The sequence below is a fragment of the Paenisporosarcina sp. NPDC076907 genome, assembly GCF_050269735.1.
In the GTDB taxonomy this organism is placed as follows: Bacteria; Bacillota; Bacilli; order Bacillales_A; family Planococcaceae; genus Paenisporosarcina.
In genome coordinates this window covers 1,074,773-1,093,169 of the sequence record NZ_JBNNIX010000001.1, presented here as the reverse complement: position 1 = coordinate 1,093,169, position 18,397 = coordinate 1,074,773, and the positions used below count along the sequence as shown (strand labels likewise).

General features: G+C 39.2%; 15 protein-coding genes and 1 other annotated feature. Of the genes, 3 read left to right on the top strand and 12 right to left on the bottom strand.

The window, feature by feature from the left end; genetic code table 11:
* Positions 1–2 precede the first annotated feature (2 nt).
* From opp3C to ACQKEV_RS05185, 3 genes are all read right to left on the bottom strand, one after another.
* On the bottom strand, positions 3–1,022 hold the full coding sequence (gene opp3C / locus ACQKEV_RS05195) for an oligopeptide ABC transporter permease (protein ID WP_427444002.1): 1,020 nt from the start codon (positions 1,020–1,022) through the stop codon (positions 3–5).
* Complete coding sequence (gene opp3b / locus ACQKEV_RS05190; protein WP_269925669.1) at positions 1,022–1,954, bottom strand: oligopeptide ABC transporter permease; 933 nt, start codon at positions 1,952–1,954, stop codon at positions 1,022–1,024. The genes opp3C and opp3b overlap by 1 nt, the downstream gene beginning before the upstream one ends.
* A gap of 195 nt (positions 1,955–2,149) precedes the next feature.
* A complete protein-coding gene (locus ACQKEV_RS05185) occupies positions 2,150–3,880 on the bottom strand; it encodes a peptide ABC transporter substrate-binding protein (protein ID WP_427444000.1) in 1,731 nt (576 codons plus the stop codon).
* A gap of 243 nt (positions 3,881–4,123) precedes the next feature.
* Between ACQKEV_RS05185 and ACQKEV_RS05180 the strand changes: the two genes are divergently transcribed.
* A complete protein-coding gene (locus ACQKEV_RS05180; RefSeq protein WP_427443998.1) occupies positions 4,124–4,471 on the top strand; it encodes a DUF3899 domain-containing protein in 348 nt (115 codons plus the stop codon).
* 54 nt (positions 4,472–4,525) lie between these two features.
* Positions 4,526–4,748: a binding site (T-box leader), on the top strand.
* A 225-nt stretch (positions 4,749–4,973) separates the two neighbouring features.
* Entirely contained in the window at positions 4,974–5,960 is a 987-nt protein-coding gene (gene trpS, locus ACQKEV_RS05175; protein WP_427443996.1) for a tryptophan--tRNA ligase, read from the top strand.
* Positions 5,961–6,611: 651 nt separating this feature from the next.
* Here the strand turns inward: trpS and ACQKEV_RS05170 are convergent.
* The 7 genes from ACQKEV_RS05170 to ACQKEV_RS05140 form a co-directional block, all read right to left on the bottom strand.
* Positions 6,612–8,450 (bottom strand): oligopeptide ABC transporter substrate-binding protein, encoded by a 1,839-nt coding sequence (locus ACQKEV_RS05170; RefSeq protein WP_427443992.1) that lies wholly within the window; start codon positions 8,448–8,450, stop codon positions 6,612–6,614.
* A gap of 71 nt (positions 8,451–8,521) precedes the next feature.
* A complete protein-coding gene (locus ACQKEV_RS05165) occupies positions 8,522–9,418 on the bottom strand; it encodes an ABC transporter permease (RefSeq protein ID WP_427444832.1) in 897 nt (298 codons plus the stop codon).
* Between the two features lie 41 nt (positions 9,419–9,459).
* Positions 9,460–10,422 carry an oligopeptide ABC transporter permease gene (gene opp4B / locus ACQKEV_RS05160; protein ID WP_427443990.1) on the bottom strand — a complete coding sequence of 321 codons (963 nt, stop codon included), beginning with the start codon at positions 10,420–10,422 and terminating at the stop codon, positions 9,460–9,462.
* Position 10,423: 1 nt separating this feature from the next.
* Entirely contained in the window at positions 10,424–11,371 is a 948-nt protein-coding gene (locus ACQKEV_RS05155) for an ABC transporter ATP-binding protein (protein WP_427443989.1), read from the bottom strand.
* The gene (locus ACQKEV_RS05150; protein ID WP_427444830.1) at positions 11,368–12,381 is read right to left on the bottom strand and encodes an ABC transporter ATP-binding protein; all 1,014 of its coding nucleotides are present in this window, start codon (positions 12,379–12,381) and stop codon (positions 11,368–11,370) included. The genes ACQKEV_RS05155 and ACQKEV_RS05150 overlap by 4 nt, the downstream gene beginning before the upstream one ends.
* Positions 12,382–12,879: 498 nt before the next feature.
* Positions 12,880–14,115: a beta-ketoacyl-ACP synthase II gene (gene fabF / locus ACQKEV_RS05145; RefSeq protein WP_427443987.1), complete on the bottom strand. Its 1,236-nt coding sequence runs from the start codon at positions 14,113–14,115 to the stop codon at positions 12,880–12,882.
* Between the two features lie 110 nt (positions 14,116–14,225).
* A complete protein-coding gene (locus ACQKEV_RS05140) occupies positions 14,226–15,161 on the bottom strand; it encodes a beta-ketoacyl-ACP synthase III (protein WP_427443985.1) in 936 nt (311 codons plus the stop codon).
* 190 nt (positions 15,162–15,351) lie between these two features.
* Between ACQKEV_RS05140 and ACQKEV_RS05135 the strand changes: the two genes are divergently transcribed.
* Entirely contained in the window at positions 15,352–15,540 is a 189-nt protein-coding gene (locus tag ACQKEV_RS05135; protein WP_427443984.1) for a YjzD family protein, read from the top strand.
* Positions 15,541–15,593: 53 nt separating this feature from the next.
* Here ACQKEV_RS05135 and ACQKEV_RS05130 read toward each other — a convergent pair whose 3' ends face one another.
* Both ACQKEV_RS05130 and ACQKEV_RS05125 read right to left on the bottom strand, forming a co-directional pair.
* Positions 15,594–17,708: an ATP-dependent Clp protease ATP-binding subunit gene (locus ACQKEV_RS05130; protein ID WP_427443982.1), complete on the bottom strand. Its 2,115-nt coding sequence runs from the start codon at positions 17,706–17,708 to the stop codon at positions 15,594–15,596.
* A gap of 333 nt (positions 17,709–18,041) precedes the next feature.
* Positions 18,042–18,350, bottom strand: coding sequence for a metal-sulfur cluster assembly factor (locus tag ACQKEV_RS05125; RefSeq protein WP_016428030.1), 309 nt, complete (start codon positions 18,348–18,350; stop codon positions 18,042–18,044).
* Positions 18,351–18,397 lie beyond the last annotated feature (47 nt).

The following is an 18,397-nucleotide window of genomic DNA, read 5'->3' as shown; positions in this document are numbered from 1 at the left end:
TCTTAATCTTTCATTTTCGGATCTAGTGCATCACGTAATCCGTCCCCGAGTAAGTTGAACGCAACCATCAGTAAACTCAAGACAATCGATGGGAACATCAAGATATGCGGTTGGAATTTGATTAGCTTATAACCATCGTTAATTAAAGTACCAAGTGATGCAGCCGGTGGTTGTAAACCAAGACCGATAAAGCTTAAGAAAGCTTCGAAGAAAATCGCACCCGGAATTGTAAACATCGTGTTAATAATGATAATCGCTAGAATGTTAGGAAGTAAATGCTTCGAGATGATGCGGTTATTACTTGCACCTAAAGTACGTGAAGCCAATACGAATTCCTGGTTTTTGTATTTCAAAACCTGGCCACGTACAACACGTGACATCCCGATCCAACCTGTAATGGTAATGGCGATAATAATGGCCATAATACCTGGATCCATTACGAGAATCATTAAGATAACAACAACTAAGTTTGGAATTCCGTAAAGAATTTCAACGATACGTTGCATAATATCATCTACACGTCCGCCATAGTAGGCTGAAATACCACCATAAAGCACTCCGATAACCATGTCGATTATAGCTGCAACGAAAGCAATGAATAGAGAGATTTGAGTACCTTCCCACACACGTGCGAACATATCTCGTCCTAGTCCATCAGTACCGAACCAGTAATAAGTATCTACTTTTTTCATTTCATATAAATCAACTTCTGTCCCCGCCATGTTTCCTACTCCATCCAAGAAACCAAGGTTTTCAAAACCTTGAACTTTAGGTGGTAAGTTTGCATGAGTAAGAGTTTGTGTCTCGGCATCATGTGGCGTTAACATTGGTCCGATAAATGACATAAGGATAATTAAAATTAAAATAACAATGCTGACGAGGGCCGCTTTGTTTTTACGAATGCGTAACCATGCATCTTGCCAGAAGCTTAAACTTGGTTTAGAAATACGTTCTGCTGCACTGCTATCGATTGTAATGCGCTTAAAAGAATCAGCAGGTAATTTATCTAGATTTTGTGTCATTAACTATTACCTCCTGATAAACGGATACGTGGGTCGATTACTCCATAAAGAACATCGACAACTAAAATAATAAAGATCAAGAATACAGAGAAGAACAAAGTTGTTCCCATAATAATTGAGTAGTCATTGATCATGATTGCTTTTACGAATTGCTCACCGATACCTGGAATAGCAAAGATTTGCTCGATAACAAGTGAACCCGTAAGTAATCCAGCTGCAACTGGTCCTAAAACCGTTACCAATGGAATTAACGCATTACGGAAAGCATGCTTGAATGCTACTTCAAATCCACTCGCACCTTTAGAACGCGCTAGAGTAATATAATCCGAGCTTAATACTTCAATCATTTCTGTACGGATGAAACGTGAAGCAATTGCAAGTGGTCCCATGGCTAATGCAATGGAAGGAAGCACACTGGACATCCAGCCGTCTTTCCATAGTGCAACCGGGAACCAGCCTAGTTGAACGCCGAACCAGTATTGTAGAGTTGTAGCAAAAACGAATGATGGAATGGAAATACCGATAATGGCGATTAATGTACTACCGTAATCCCAAATCGTATTTTGTCGTAATGCGGCGATCATCCCAAGGACAATACCGATAAGAACTCCTAAAATCATGCCTTGTGCACCAAGTAAGAAAGATGGTCCTAGTCGATTGATAATTAAATCAGTTACACTCGCTCCCTTGAACTGGAATGAGTTACCTAAGTCACCTTGTGCTAAATTTAGCATGTATTTACCATACTGAACTGGTAGTGGTTCATTCAAACCATATTTCGCCTCTACTACCGCTAGTTGGTCAGGGGTAAGTTTCGAAGCGGATGCAATAGGGGAACCTGGTAGCGTTTTCATTAAGAAAAATGTTGCCGTCGCAATCAGGAAAAGAGTAATGAACATATAAAAAACACGTCTTGCGATATACTTAGCCATTTTTGCACCTCCTAAGTGAATACGAGTAGAAATTAATCTACTAATCTATATAAACAGACTAAACTAGATGTTGTCAAAACCAATTTTTGAAAACAGCTAATTTTTGGTCAATTCATACTCATTTAAAAAGAGAGTATATGGCCCCATTGGATACCATATACTCTCTCTCTATGAGATTTTTTTCTTAGTTAAAGATTACTCTTTACCTGAGATGTACGCCCATTTGTATGAGTAGTCTCCACCGAATGGGTGAGAAACAATACCTTTAACATAAGGTTGTACTAATGCCATTGTTCCGCGTTGGTAGATCGGTCCAATTGCATAATCGTCTTGAATTAAGATTTTTTCTGCTTGAGCCATTGCATCCCAACGACCTTCTGCATCAAGAGCAAGTTCGCCTTTAGCTGATTCAATCAACTTGTCGAACTCTGGGTTAGAGTAAGACATTAAGTTATGAGAAGAACCTGTTACGAACAAGTCTACGAAAGTCATAGGATCTTGATAGTCAGGGCCCCAACCAGAAACTTGGATGTCATAATCTTGTGCTTCATCAAGTTCTAAACGAACGTTGAATGGTACTTCTTTAAGTGTAATTGTTAAACCTTCAAGGTTAGTCTCTAATTGAGATTTGAAGTACTCGTCCATTTTCTTAGAAAGGTCAGAGTCTCCACCTAAAATTTCAAGAGATAATTCAGTAACACCTAGCTCAGATAAACCTTTTTCCCATGCAGCTTTTGCTTCTTCAACATTGTAAGCAGCTAAGTCGCCATTTACTTCGCGGAAGTCAGCACCTTCTGCAGTGAAAGTGAATTCTTTTGGTACTAAGTAGTTAGCCGGTAAAGATCCGTTAGCTAATACTACAGAAGCTAAATCATCTTTATTGAATGCTTTAGCAAGAGCTTCACGAATGTTTTTGTTTGCAAGTGGTGTTTTTTCACCGTTACGTTCTTGGTTGTATTTGAAGTAGAATACAGTTGGTTCTAATTCTTTTAATAAGTTTTCATCGTTAGCATATTGCATTGCATACTCACCAGAAAGACCAGTACGATCTTTTTCACCAGTTGTGTAAAGGTTAACTGCAGTAGCTACTTCTTTAACAACGTCGAAGTTGATTTGAGTAAGTTTTACAGTTTCTGCATCCCAATATTGTTCGTTTTTCTTAAGTTTCCAAGTTAAACCAGTGCCATCCCAATCAGTCATGATGAATGGACCGTTGTAAAGAACTGTTTCAGAATTTGTTGCATATTTATCGCCTTGTGCCGTTACGAATTCTTCATTCAGCGGGAAGAATGTTCCGAATGACATCAATGAGATAAAGTAAGGAACTGGACGCTCAAGAGTAACTTCAAGAGTTTTCTCATCTAAAGCTTTAACTCCAAGATCAGCAACTTCAGCTTTTTTCTCACCGATAGCAGTTGCGTTTTTAATTACGCCAGCCATCATGTAAGGGCCGTATGGAGAACCAGTTGCTGGGTCGATAGCACGTTTCCATGCATACTCGAAATCGTTAGCAGTTACAGGTGAACCATTAGACCATTTAGCGTCACGTAATTTGAACGTGTAAGTTAAACCGTCTTCAGAAATAGTAGGTTCCTCAGCAGCCATAGCTGGAACAGGAACATTTTCTTGATCTAAACGCATAAGACCTTCGTTTACGTTACCTAACATATCGAAACCAACTTGGTCTTCAACGATTGAAGAATCCAATGATGGAATCTCAGCTACGTGGTTTAGGTTAAGGATTTGCTCCGCATCTAACGCACCTTCAGCTGATTCTTCTTCTTTTTCTGTGTCTTCGCCATCAGTAGTTTCTTCAGTGTCATTATCTTTAGCAGGTGTTGCTGGTTCATCTTTACCACAAGCTGCTAAGAAAACACTAAGAACTAGCATTAGGCTTAATAGCCAAACTAATTTGCTTTTCTTCACTTAAAACGACCTCCTTAAATATTCTGAAAAATTGTTACAAGGTTAATTATACATATTCAAAAAAATCTGTACAGTCTTTTTTTGAATATTTTTTACACTTATGTAACAGAAAGATTACAAGAGAATAACAAAACCGTTGGTAGTCTAAGGTTTTTCGAGAATTTCGAATAATTAATTCGTTTAGCGAAATTTTGATTTTTTCCGTCAATTCTTCTACAATGTGAAGAGGATTGAGGTGTTTTTATGAAAAAGAGTGTTATCTGGTTTGTTGCTGCTCAGTTACTAATTATTGCAATGATGTTACTTATCTCAAAAGAAGTGTCACTTACCTCTTATATAAACATATCGTTTTTTGTGGGTGGAACGATTACTTTTATTGGTCTTTTGGTTTATGTAGTGTCCAATGGATTTTTCGATATTTTTACCATGAGCATGCGAAAAGTTTTTTCTTCAAAAAGAAGTTTAGTGGATGCAGAATCAATGCGTGCCCCATCGGAGTTGCTTGATTTCCAGACAAAGCCTTTTTTCCAATTAGGTGGGTCCATTTTACTCGGAATGACCATTGCGTTGATCATTTATTATTTGGGATAATTTGTACTTGATTTTGGAGTTTCTTCTATAATATAATGACAATCAAAATACATGTTAAATGCAAAGACGAAGAATAGTACTTTTGAATGGGTTGTCCAGAGAATCTGTATTTGGTGAAAACAGATCTTCCCATCATCAGGAATGGACTTCTGAGCATGGTTTGCGAACCGATAATCGGTGTAGCTCATCACGTGTCTTCACGTTACGAAGTTAAAGAGGCCAAGATTCTTTGGCAATCTGGGTGGTACCACGGATTCACACATCATTCGTCCCTTTTTGAGGGAGAGTGATGTGTTTTTTTTATTTTTAACACTGTTAAATGTGTTGATTTTCCGCAATAACGTTTCGCTCATACGCTGTTCTACAATAAATCACTATATAGGAAGCGGTGTTCAATACCTGGTCTAGTAAGTGATTGTAGTGGAAAACGACGAAAACAGGAACTTGGAACGGAAATAAACAAAATCATTTAACAAGATCTCATTTTTGAGGAGGAAACCACTTGAAGAAAATTTTTTCTGGCGTACAGCCAACAGGAACGGTCACACTTGGTAATTATATCGGTGCGTTCCGTCAATTTACTACTTTGCAAGATGAGTATGAATGTATTTTTTGTATCGTGGATCAGCATGCCATAACAGTTCCACAGGTTCGACTGGAGCTTCGTAAAAATATCCGATCTCTTGCAGCCCTCTACTTGGCAGTCGGTATCGATCCGAAGAAAGCGATTCTATTTATCCAATCAGAAGTACCTGCACATGCTCAGGCGGGATGGATGATGCAATGTATCTCATATATCGGTGAATTAGAGCGCATGACGCAATTCAAAGATAAGTCTTCGGGGAAAGACGGTGTTTCTGCCTCCCTTCTTACTTATCCACCTCTCATGGCCGCTGATATCCTTCTTTATCAGACCGACATTGTGCCGGTTGGGGATGATCAGAAACAACATGTCGAATTAACACGCGATTTAGCTGAGCGCTTCAACAAACGCTACAATGATGTATTAACGATTCCAGACATTCGTTTGCCTAAGAATGGCGCGCGTATCAAGGCTTTACAAGATCCACTTAAAAAGATGAGTAAATCAGATCCAAACAAAAAGTCGACCATTTCCCTTTTGGATACGCCAAAAGAAATTGAGAAGAAAGTTAAAAGCGCAGTAACAGATTCAGAAGGGATTGTAGCTTTTGATGTAGAGAATAAGCCTGGCGTCTCTAATCTGTTGACTATTGAAGCAGCCTTGAGTGGTGAAACAATCGAAGCATTGGTTGAAAAATACACAGGTGTTGGATATGGTGATTTCAAAGCGTCCGTTGCAAAAGCAATCATCGATCACATCACACCGATTCAGGAACGTTATGAGGCACTATTAGTCTCAGATGAACTAGATGCGATTCTCGATGATGGCGCGAAGAGGGCACAAGCTGCAGCTTCCAAAACGCTCAAAAAAATGGAGAACGCGATGGGCTTGGGTAGAAAACGATAATTGTCATAAGTAGGAATGATCCTACAAATAAGAAGAAATCAGGTGTCTGGAATATAAATGTCCAGACACTTTTCCATGAATAGCCGAGCGACAGATAATTTAAATACAATAAAATCTGCAATAAGCTCAGGACAATACATATGTAACTGATTAAGAACATTAACCATTTGATCATACAAGCACCCTTTTTCACTACTATATGAAACAACCCTTGTCGGTAAGTCCTGCTAATTGCTTTTTAATGATTTTTAACTATTAACAAGGACTTATCCCAGTTAGTGGATGAGTCTTTTTTAGTATAATCGATGTTTATGTAGGAATAATTGGATTTCACGTAGGAATAAATCGGGTTCACGTAGGAATAACCGGGGGGCACGTAGGAATAATCGCTGTTCACGTAGGAATAACCGGGGTTCACGTAGGAATAACCGGGGTTCACGTAGGAATAACCGGGGTTCACGTAGGAATAACCGGGGGTCACGTAGGAATAACCGGGGGTCACGTAGGAATAATCGGGGGGCACGTAGGAATAACCGATGTTCACGTAGGAAAAACCGTTGATCACGTAAGAAATGCAATATTTTCATGATTAAACAAAATCTAAAAAGACTCATCCCAATTAAAGGATGAGTCTTTTCATTATTCATTTAATTATTTAGAAGATTTAGCAGGATCTTCAGAAATTAAAGATACTTCGTTCCAGTCAAAGTTTGAAGAGTAGTCGATATCGTAATTCTTAACTGCTTTGTTAACTGGACGTAATTCTAAACGGTATTGAGTAGGAATGATTGGTGCATTTTCAGACATATATTCTTGCCATTCGCGGAATTTACCTGCACGGTATTCAGGATCGAAAGCTTCTGGAGAGTCGATTGCAGCTAGAAGACCCTCTAACTTCTCAGAAGTGTAACGGCTGAAGTTATATTGTGCAGTTTTTGAGTAAAGACCTGATGGTGATGGGTTAGTACCTGTACCCCATGCAGCCATGAAGATATCGATTTCTGGATCGTCAGCTTGAACTTTATCATAGAAGCTGTTGAATTCGATTGTACGACCTGTAGCAAGAGTTACATTTAAACCAACATCTTTCCAGTTTTGCAAGTAGAATGATGCGATATCTTCAGCGATATCTCCACCTGCCATTGTAGCAAACTTAATTTCAAGCGGTTTTCCATCTTTGTTTTCACGAAGTCCGTCGCCATCAACATCTTTGTATCCAGCTTCGTCCAATAATGCATTAGCTTTCTCAACATCATATGTGTATCCTTCTAATGTATCATCATAGAATGATGCGAATACTGGTGGAATTAGTGAAGTTGCACGCTCACGTAAGTTGTTGTAATACACTTCAGAAACTTGTTCTACGTCGATAGCATAACCCATAGCTTGACGAAGTTTTACATCGCCCATCTTAGCATTTGGATCCATTACTACTTCGCTCTTCTCCATATCGTACTTACCAAGTTTGAAACCAATGTATTGGTAGTAAAGTTCTTTACGGCCAAGAATAGTAAGGTTATCGAAATCTTTAATTTCTAAATATTTGTCTGTGCTGAATGTGTTAGCTGTCATATGGTATTCCCCTGTTTGTAATGCAACAGAGATTGATGTAGAAGGAACTGTTTTAACTAATACAGAATCAAGTTTTGGAGCACCTTTCCAGTAGTTTTCGTTTTTCACGAATTGTACTGATTCACCAGGTACGATTTTATCAAACTTGAATGCACCTAAAGTAACGATATTTTTACGTACAGCATCAGATTCAAGTAAACCTGCAACTGGAATATCTTTTAGGATGTGGCTTGGTTCAGCTGAAGACCATAGACCGTCTCCACCACTGAAGATTGCTGGTGATAATTTGTTGAATGAAATTTCTAAAGTTGTTTCATCAACTTTTTTCAAACCAGAAATTGTGTCTGCTTTTCCATCATGGTATTCAACTGCACCCACAATGTTTTGGAAATCAGCATCGTAACGAACGCCAGTATAGTCTTTATGACCAATGATTAAGTAAGGTTGCATTAAGTCTTCCACTTTAAGTGGCTCGCCGTCCGACCATTTAACGCCTTCACGGATTTTAACTGTTGCTTTGTTGTTGTCTTGATCTACTTCCAAACTAGCGATACCTTCATCAGTTAGTAAGAAGTCACCATCTGTTGAAAAAATTGAGTTGCTTGCAAATTGCATAATGTCTGCATCATAAGCATCTTCATATAGTACTGTAGAGAAAATTCCTTGGAAAGGTGAGTCATTTACTAGAGCTACTTTTAAAGTACCTCCATCCATTGCATCTCCTTCGTTCTCTACCTTAAGTGGGAATTGGGAAGTGTCTACTGCTTCTCCGCCATCTTCGCCTTCTTCACCATCTTCGCTTCCTTGTTCTGTACCTTCGTCATCTTTTGTAGAATCGTCGCCTTTGTTGTTGCATGCACCAAGTACAAGCATGAAAGCTAAAAGTAAAGCAAGTAATGTCCAAAGCTTTTTGTTCATTCCATTTCCTCCTTTTTATCTTTTATTCTATATATCAAACGTTAAACGTTTAATACCAATATCATGTGGTTTTATCCTAATCGTTGTCTTGCATCTGCAGATCGGCGAATAGCTTGGCCGACATAGTTAATTGCCAACATCAGGAACAAAATCAATAATGCTGCCGGTAACCATACCCACCATTTTTCGGAAAGTACAAGCGGATTATTTGCATAACTCACAAGTGTCCCCAAACTTGGTGTGGATGGTGGCAAGCCGAATCCTAGGTAGGAAAGGCCCGTTTCAACACCAACGTTTCCTGCAAAATTCAGTGTTAACTCAACTATTAATATAGAGCTTAAATTCGGCATCAATTTTTTTAGAATAATGCCACCATCACTTGTACCCATTGTTTTTGAGGCATTGATATAGTCTCTTCTTCCTTCTGATAGTGCCTTGCTTCGGACCAATCGAGCAGTCCCTGGCCATAAAAATACACTTAATATCAGAATGAAAATTGGAATATTATATTTAGGTACAATCGTAACGAAAACAATAATAATCATTAATGATGGGATTGTTATGAAGAAATCAATGATGCGCATGAAAATGTTATCGATCAACCCACCAAAGTATCCTGTACAAAGCCCAATAATTATTCCCGCAATACCAGTTAAAACTGTAATTGCAATTGCGATAGTAATAGAATTTCTTGCACCAATAATTAATTGACCTAAAATGTCGCGGCCGCCTTGATCTGCCCCTAGGAAGAATTTCTCTCCTGGTTCTGCGAATTTATCTCTAAGGCTTACACGCATCATTTCTTGTTGATCAATCGTCAACGCCCAAATATAGATAGCTGAAATAACGGTTATTAGAGCTATCAAGGAAAACATAGCTAATTTATCTTTTTTAAATTCTCGAGCAATTACTTGGAATCCAGTAGGCGGAGAGCTTACTTGAGATTCCTGCTGTAAGCTTATATTCATTTCATTCAATTGAATTCACTCTCCTTAACTATTATTTTTCGTCAATCTATCCTAATACGCGGATCTACAATACTCATGATGATATCGGATAAAAGACTACCTAATAAAGTTGTGAATCCGAAGAGCATAACCAATGCCGTTATGACACTATAATCACGTCCAGATATGGATTGAATAAAAAGTTGTCCCATCCCAGGGTAGCCAAAAATTGTTTCAATAAAAATTGATCCTCCGAGCAATCCTGTAATCGTGAATCCGAGAAATGCTGCTATCGGTAAAAGAGAATTTCGGAAGATATGCTTCGTATATACTTTGTTAATTGGAATTCCTTTACTACGTGCGGTACGGACATAATCCATCGATTTAGCATCGATTACTTCCGTTCTTAAATATTGAATGACACCGGTGGTCCCAAGTAATGCAAACGTGATGGCAGGCAATAAAATATGATAGATTTTACTCCACAAATATCCTAAAGTGCCGGAATCATATTTGATGTCTACGGTACCACTAGTTGGGAACCATTGGAGCTTATAGCCAAAGAAGAATAAGAAAATCAATGCCAGAACGAATACCGGAATTGCATAACTGATGAAACTGTACAGCACGACCATTTTATCCAAAAATGAATTTTGGAAGCGCCCTGCAAGCACACCTAGTGGTATAGCAATTAAATATAATAAAAATACACTCAGTAGCGACAACCATAATGTATTTAGGGCTCGGTCACCAATTAAATCAGCAACAGCTACCTTGTATGTATAGCTCTTTCCGAAATCCCCATTTGCCGCATTTACAATCCAATTAAAGTACTGTTGGTACCAAGGATCATAAAAACCTGCCTCCATCCGTAATTCTTCAATACGAGCTGGATCAGTATCCGGAGTAATCATACCCGTGAATGGATCTCCAGGCATGAATTTTGCCATGATGAAGATGAGTAAACTTAGCACGAATAACTGCGGAATCATGACTAAAACTCGTCGGATAATTGTTTTCCACATGTTAAATGCCCCCTTCCAGCGAATCCGTTTTCGCTACTTTATGCGTGTCGGAAATTGCTTGAAGATCATACACTCTTCCATTGGCATCAAAATATCGGTGATTTTCGATTTGGTAGCTTTTTTCGACATTTATTCTTTCAACTTTGCGAATTGCGCGTGAAGCAGGTTCGATATTCGGAATCGCTGACAGTAAGCGTTTTGTGTAGATGTGTTCAGGAGATTGATAAATGTCCTTCTTCGTACCTGATTCAACAAAACGACCTTTATACATAATCGAGATTTCATCACACATGTGTTTCACTACCCCTAGATCATGAGATATGAAAAGGTAGCTTAAACCAAACTCGTCTTGAATGTCTTTCAAGAAGTTCAATACCTGCGCCTGAACCGATAAGTCCAATGCAGATACAGGTTCGTCAGCAATAATCAGTTTTGGGTTTGTTGCAATTGCGCGGGCAATCCCAATACGTTGCTTTTGTCCACCTGAGAATTCGTGTGGGTATTTAAATTTTGCATCTTCTGGCATACCGACAATCGCCAGAAGTTCATTGATTTTTCGTCTCTCTTCTAAATCAGAGAGTTTCAAGAAATTGCGAATCGGTTCAGCAAGAATATCTTGAACTCGTTTACGTGGATTCAAACTCGAGTGAGCATCTTGGAAAATCATCTGGATATCTCGGTTATACGCAGAATTTCGTTGACGACGTTGATTCGTCACATCCTGTCCTTCATAGAAGATTTTACCGGACGTTATTTTTTCAAGTCCGATAATAGCTTTTCCTGTTGTTGATTTACCGCAACCAGATTCACCTACAAGTCCATATGTTTTGCCTTTTTCGAATTCCATATTTATGCCGTCAACAGCATGGACGTGGTCAACGATTGTATTGAAAAAACCGCCGCGAATTGGATAATGCACACGCAAATCCTTTATTTCCATAAAACTCATGTCAAGCTTCCCCCTTCTTCACCTTCAAAGTGAAAGTGGTTCCAGCAGGTACATCTAACAAAATGTCCTGGTGCAATTTCGTGAAGTTGTGGTTCTGCTTCGTGTGCTTCAGCAGGAATCCAAGGAATCCGAGAAGCGAAGCGGCAGCCATTCCGTGGTAGATTCACTAATGAAGGTACTAAACCTTGAATGACTTCTAATTTTTCATTGTCACTATGTGTTTGAGGAATTGAATTTAATAATGATCTAGTGTATGGATGCACAGGATTGCTGAATAAATCTTCAACTGTTGCTTCCTCAATTATTTGACCTGCATACATAACCGCTACTCGATCGGCTACTTCCGCTACAACTCCTAAGTCATGCGTGATTAAAATAATGCCTGATTCTGTTTCAGCTTGCAGATCTTTCAATAAATCCAAAATTTGCGCTTGTATCGTCACATCTAGGGCAGTTGTTGGTTCGTCAGCGATGATAATCGACGGCTTACAGGATATTGCAATGGCGATAATAACACGTTGACGCATACCACCTGAAAGCTGATGAGGAAATTGTCGGACGATTCGGTTCGGATTCGGTATTCCTACTTGATTCAGCAGTTCTAACACACGATGAGCTCTCTCTCTTTTAGACATTTTCGTATGATAGATTAACGATTCTTCAATTTGATCTCCAATACGCATCAATGGGTTCAAGGCAGACAATGGATCCTGAAAAATCATGCCTATGTCATTTCCGCGTATGTTATTCAATTTTTCATCCGTCAATTCTGCTAAATTAAGACTTTTAAATCCAATTTCACCGGTTATTTTGGTGTTGTTTGTATCATGCAGTCCAATGATGGAGGTCGCTAAAGTACTTTTGCCGCATCCTGATTCTCCAACAATCGCTAAAATTTCGTTTTTCTTTAAACTTATAGAAACTCCGTCTACTGCATTATAATATGTGTCTTTTACTCGGAAGCCAGTATGTAAATCCTTAATAGTTAATAGTTCTTGATTGGTGTTCAAATGCTTAATTTTTGAAAGTTCTTGAGTCGTGTTCAAATGATTACTCCTCTCATGCAAATACTAAGATGATAAAATCTCTCATTCTTCCTAAAATAATAAATATTCTGTTAATTGTTCATCTAGTTGTAAATTCTATTACAGAATTATTACAATCGCAACACCTTTTTTGGAAATTTCCTAAATTCCCTTTAATTTGAATTGTTGGTAATTCGAAAAATGTCAGGTATATCAAGGTATTTGGTCATAAACTTTGAAATAAAGAAAATTTAATAAAAATAACGCCATGACTTTTTGACTTATTTCTGTAACATTGTTTGGTAATTATTAGCCATAGAATAATTCGCGTTTCGAAACTAATGAAAATTATATGTACTCGATTGAGAAATAATTTATGAAGACGCAAAATTGCATGAGGAATTATGTTTTAAATTAGCCAATTGAGGAAAATAAAAAAGCTGATCTAAAGGTAGATTTCACCTTAGGATCAGCTTCTTAATTTTATATTTTTTTAAACAAGATTGACGCGTTATGACCACCAAAACCAAGTGAGTTGCTCATTGCATACCCGATTTCTTTTTGTCGTGATCCATTCGCTACATAATCAAGATCACAAATTGGATCTGAATTTTCCAGGTTCATCGTCGGAGGCAAAATACTTTCATGAATAGCTAGTGCAGTAAATACAGCTTCAATTCCTCCAGCCGCTCCAAGGAGATGTCCCGTCATGGACTTTGTAGAACTAATCGCAAGCTTGTAAGCATGTTCCCCAAATACCGATTTAACTGCCATTGTTTCAAATTGATCATTATAAGGTGTGCTCGTACCATGTGCATTAATGTAGTCAACGTCAGAAGGAGAAATTCCAGCATCATTAAGTGCTTGTTGCATGGCACGTGCTGCGCCTTCACCTTCAGGAGCTGGTGCAGTAATATGATGGGCATCCCCAGTCGAACCATAGCCGATAATTTCTGCATAAATTTTCGCACCACGGGCTACCGCGTGCTCATATTCTTCCAAAATAACTATCCCTGAGCCTTCGCCAATGACAAACCCATCTCGATTGGCATCAAATGGACGTGAAGCAGTTTTAGGGTCTTGATTTAACGTTAGTGCTGTATTTGAACAGAAACCAGCAACTGACATATTTGTGATCGGTGCTTCTGCTCCACCAGAAATCATCACATCAGCTTCCCCACGTTGAATTACTTTAAATGCATCACCTATTGAGTTTGTGCCTGATGCACAAGCTGTCACGGTACATGAATTCATTGCTTTCGCACCGAAATGAATGGAAACTTGTCCCGCAGCCATGTCTGGAATCATCATTGGCACGAAAAACGGACTTACCCGGCGATAGCCTCGGTCAAGAAATGTACGGAATTGTGCTTCATACGTTTCCATACCACCAATCCCCGACCCAATCCACACACCAGTACGAAGACCAAGTTCAGGTGTTAACTCCAAATTTGCATCTTTCATTGCCATAATAGATGCTGCCAAAGCAAAATGTGTAAAGCGATCCATTTTTCTCGCTTCTTTACGCTCAATATATGTTTCGATATCAAAGTCTTTAACTTCAGCTGCCACTTTTGCTGGGAAATCGTCAGGGTTGACGCGAGTCATTGGCCCTATGCCGGATCTGCCTTCTTTAATCCCTGCCCAAGTTGTTTCGATATCATTACCAAGCGGTGAAACCGCTCCTACTCCAGTTATTACAACACGACGTTTTGTCATGATTTTATCTCCCTTCATGTTGAAACAAATTTATTTTAGATTAGCTGTGTAACATTCCATTCGAATAATAAGGTTGAAACGTCTCCGTTGGACAGACCATCAGAATAACACTATCTTCCCCATTTTAAGCAAATGGCACCCCATGTTAAACCGCCGCCAAATCCTACAAGAACCACAACATCATCGTCTTTCACTCTTCCTGCTAAAATATCTTCTTTTAAAGAGATTGGTATGGATGCAGCTGAAGTATTACCAAATTGATTTATTGTTTTAGACATTTTCTCTTCAGGCAATCCTAATCGCTGTCGTGATGCTTCCATAATTCGAATATTCGCTTGATGAGGTACCAGGAAATCGACATCGTCTTTTGTCAGCCCAGCTTTGTCAATAACATACTCTGCTGATTCGCCCATTTGACGGACAGCAAATTTATATACTTCACGACCATTCATTTCAAGATAAGGTCCATCTTGGAATAAATGTTTCCCTCCAGAGCCGTCTGCACCTAGTTCAAACGATAAAATACCTCTACCTTCCGAAACTTGACCAATAATAGCTGCTCCAGCACCGTCGCCAAATAAGACAGCAGTATTGCGATCTTCAAAGTTCGTAATTTTTGATAGTTTTTCAACGCCAACAACAAGAACGTACGGATAGACACCTGTCTCAACAAATTGTTTAGCAGTGATGACTCCATACATAAAACCAGCACACGCCGCCGAAATATCCATCGCCGCTGCATTCTTGGCACCGAGTTTTTCCTGAATCATCGTGGCAACTGTCGGAAAAGGCATATCTGGCGTAACCGTAGCCACTAAAATCAGGCCAATTTGATGCGCTTCAATATTAGCGTCTTCTATCGCTTGTTTCGCTGCTTCGTAAGCCATATCTGACGTATTCACATCATCGTCCGCAAATCGTCTCTCTTCTATACCAGTGCGAGTTCGAATCCATTCATCGGTTGTATCCATTCGTTTTTCCAAATCAAAGTTTGTGACAACCCGTTCTGGCATATATCTTCCTAAGCCGATAATCCCCACACTCATTAGACACCCTCATTTCGCTTGTTATCTTATATTAGTACCTGGTGATAATCATAACGAATCAAACATCAAATTTCAACTCATCGTCACGAATTTGCCAAACTTCATGGATGTTCTTCAAAAGATTCTTTGTCACTTTCCAGTCATATGGTATGATGGTAGAAGTAAATAGTCTGTCCAGAGGTGAAACAACATGAAATTTGTCATTACATTAATTTGGTCATTTCTACTTGTTACAATGCTGAACTATGTAGTAAGTTCAGTGGCAGGAATGCCATTCAACTTTGAATTGGGTGCCATTCTTTCACTTGGATTTGCAGCACTTATCTTCTTGATTTCTGCAATTATTCCAAACGATCCAGTAACTCACGAACATCACTAATTCAATAACAAAAAAAGGTATCTCTGAAGCTTTCCTATCAGAGATACCTTTTTTTATTGATTTACTTTGACTTCTCCGTCTTCTACGGTTACTTCTACTATGCTACCTGGTGTCAAATTCCCACCAAGTAGCGCTTTTGCTACAGCTGTCTCAATATGGCGCTGAATAAAACGGCGCAATGGGCGTGCCCCAAACGCTGCATCCGTTCCCTCATTGACCACCCAATCAATCGTTGACTGGGAGAAAGTAATCGTAATTTCCTGCTCTTTCAATCGGTTTGCTAATTGTGCCAAATACTTTTCAGTAATTGATGTAAAGTGTGTGCCTTTTAATGAATGGAACAAGACGATTTCGTCCATCCGGTTCAGTAACTCCGGTTTAAAGTGTGTTCGAAGTGCCGTCATTACCAATGCTTCAGCTTGCTCGCTATCATCCAACAAATACTGTGATCCAATATTTGAAGTCAGAATCACAACTGTATTAGCGAAGTTGACAAGTCGTCCCTGACTATCTGTTATACGGCCATCATCCAATAGCTGAAGCAAAATATTGGCAACATCCGGATGTGCTTTTTCAATTTCATCGAGCAAAACGACTGAATATGGATTACGTCTTACCATTTCCGTCAGTTGTCCGCCTTCTTCATAGCCGACGTATCCTGGAGGTGCCCCAACAAGACGTGACACACTATGTTTCTCCATATATTCCGACATATCAATACGAATAAAATGATCTTCAGAATCAAATAAATTAGCAGCTAAAGCCTTGGCAAGCTCTGTTTTTCCCACACCAGTCGGACCTAGGAATAAAAATGAACCAATAGGTTTTGCAGGATCTTTAATTCCAGCTCTGGCGCGCCAAACTGCTTCCGTTACAAATTGGACAGCCTGATCCTGTCCCACAACACGTTCCTGTAATGTTTCCTTCAGTCGAAGAAGCTTATCCCTTTCTCCTTCGACTAATTTCGTCACAGGAATTCCTGTCCAACGGGATACAATAGAAGCAATTTCTTCCGAAGTCACTTCTTCACGAAGCAAACGATTTTCCGAAGTCGATTCAAGCGCAGACTCTAGAGTTGCGATTTCTTTTTCCAGCATCGGGATTTTCCCATGACGAAGTTCAGCAGCTTTATTTAAGTCATAATTATTTTCTGCCAGTTCTAGATCTCTTCGGTAACTATCCAAAAGTTCACGTTTCTTTTGGATGTGCTGAAGCGATTCTTTTTCTGTAGACCATTGATTTCGCATGGACTCTGTGGACGTTTTTAACGTAACGAGTTCATCGCGTAACTTTGATAACCGCTGTTGACTAGCCTGATCTTTTTCCTTCATTAATGCTTGCTCTTCAATTTCCAATTGCATCATTCTTCGTGTCACTTCATCCAGTTCCTGCGGCATAGAGTCGATTTCTGTGCGAATCATTGCACATGCTTCATCCACTAAGTCTATTGCTTTATCGGGCAAAAAACGTTCAGTTAAATATCGGTCAGATAGTTGTGCAGCCGCTACAATGGCCCGGTCATGAATCCGTACAGCATGATGCAATTCAAAACGTTCTTTCAATCCACGTAAAATCGAAACTGTATCTTCAACTGATGGCTCCCTTACTAATACTTGTTGGAAACGTCGCTCCAGAGCAGGGTCTTTTTCAATGTACATCCGGTATTCATCAAGCGTCGTCGCTCCGATACAATGTAATTCACCACGTGCCAACATTGGTTTTAACATATTTCCTGCATCCATTGCACCTTCTGTTTTTCCAGCACCTACAATGGTGTGAATCTCATCAATGAAAAGGATAATACGTCCTTCACTATCTTTCACTTCTTTTAACACGGCTTTTAAACGTTCTTCAAACTCACCACGATATTTTGCACCGGCTATCAATGAACTCATATCTAATTCATAAATATCCCGTTCTTTCAATCCTTCAGGTACATCTTTGCGTACGATTCGTTGTGCCAATCCCTCGACAATAGCCGTTTTCCCAACACCCGGTTCACCGATTAGAACTGGATTGTTTTTTGTTTTTCTCGAGAGAATACGAATCACATGTCTAATTTCCTGATCACGTCCGATAACAGGATCCATTTTCCCTTTTCGAGCCTGTTCCACTAAGTTACGACCATACAGTTCCAGTGGTCTTTTCTGTTCTTGTTGCTGTTGCATATACACGTCACTCCTTTGTTTGACCTTTTTTGACTAATTGATTTTATTATAGGATGTCAGGAGGAATATTGTAAAGAAAAGTGCATGGGATGTGGAAGTGGGGATTTTTATTGGGGTTGAACGTAGTTTAAATGGGATAACTTGAGATTTATTTGGGGTTGAACTGTGTTTAAATGGTGTAACTAGAGCTTTATTTGGTGAACGATGTTTAATTGGGGCAGAACGGGGATTAATTGGGGTAACTTGAGATTTATTTGGAGTTGGACGTTGTTTATATGTGGGTACAAATAAAAAACCACTCACTATATCAGTGAGTGATTGAATAGGAATTGATTATCTGACACCGAGTGCCATTTTTGCGTAGCGGGACATATTGTCTTTTGACCAGCCTGGGGTCCACACAATATTGACATCGACTTCTTTTACTTCTGGTAATTCGTATAATGCAGTTTTTACTTGGTCAACAATCATTGGTCCCATTGGGCAACCAAGTGATGTTAAAGTCATTGTCACAACGGCAAATCCATCTTCCGATAAATCTACATCGTAGACAAGCCCAAGGTTGACAATATCAATACCAAGTTCCGGGTCAATAACATTTTCTAGTGCACCCATCATGCTGTCGCGCATATCTTGATCCATGTTCATCCCCCTCTCTAACTAACATATATGTTCATCATAACAAATGC

Bases quoted from the DNA above. Each gene is read 5' to 3' on its own strand.
- opp3C (WP_427444002.1), bottom strand. From the start codon at position 1,022: ATGACACAAAATCTAGATAAATTACCTGCTGATTCTTTTAAGCGCATT.
- opp3b (WP_269925669.1), bottom strand. From the start codon at position 1,954: ATGGCTAAGTATATCGCAAGACGTGTTTTTTATATGTTCATTACTCTT.
- ACQKEV_RS05180 (WP_427443998.1), top strand. From the start codon at position 4,124: ATGAAAAAGAGTGTTATCTGGTTTGTTGCTGCTCAGTTACTAATTATT.
- ACQKEV_RS05170 (WP_427443992.1), bottom strand. From the start codon at position 8,450: ATGAACAAAAAGCTTTGGACATTACTTGCTTTACTTTTAGCTTTCATG.
- ACQKEV_RS05165 (WP_427444832.1), bottom strand. From the start codon at position 9,418: ATGAATATAAGCTTACAGCAGGAATCTCAAGTAAGCTCTCCGCCTACT.
- opp4B (WP_427443990.1), bottom strand. From the start codon at position 10,422: ATGTGGAAAACAATTATCCGACGAGTTTTAGTCATGATTCCGCAGTTA.
- ACQKEV_RS05155 (WP_427443989.1), bottom strand. From the start codon at position 11,371: ATGAGTTTTATGGAAATAAAGGATTTGCGTGTGCATTATCCAATTCGC.
- fabF (WP_427443987.1), bottom strand. From the start codon at position 14,115: ATGACAAAACGTCGTGTTGTAATAACTGGAGTAGGAGCGGTTTCACCG.
- ACQKEV_RS05140 (WP_427443985.1), bottom strand. From the start codon at position 15,161: ATGAGTGTGGGGATTATCGGCTTAGGAAGATATATGCCAGAACGGGTT.
- ACQKEV_RS05135 (WP_427443984.1), top strand. From the start codon at position 15,352: ATGAAATTTGTCATTACATTAATTTGGTCATTTCTACTTGTTACAATG.
- ACQKEV_RS05130 (WP_427443982.1), bottom strand. From the start codon at position 17,708: ATGCAACAGCAACAAGAACAGAAAAGACCACTGGAACTGTATGGTCGT.
- ACQKEV_RS05125 (WP_016428030.1), bottom strand. From the start codon at position 18,350: ATGGATCAAGATATGCGCGACAGCATGATGGGTGCACTAGAAAATGTT.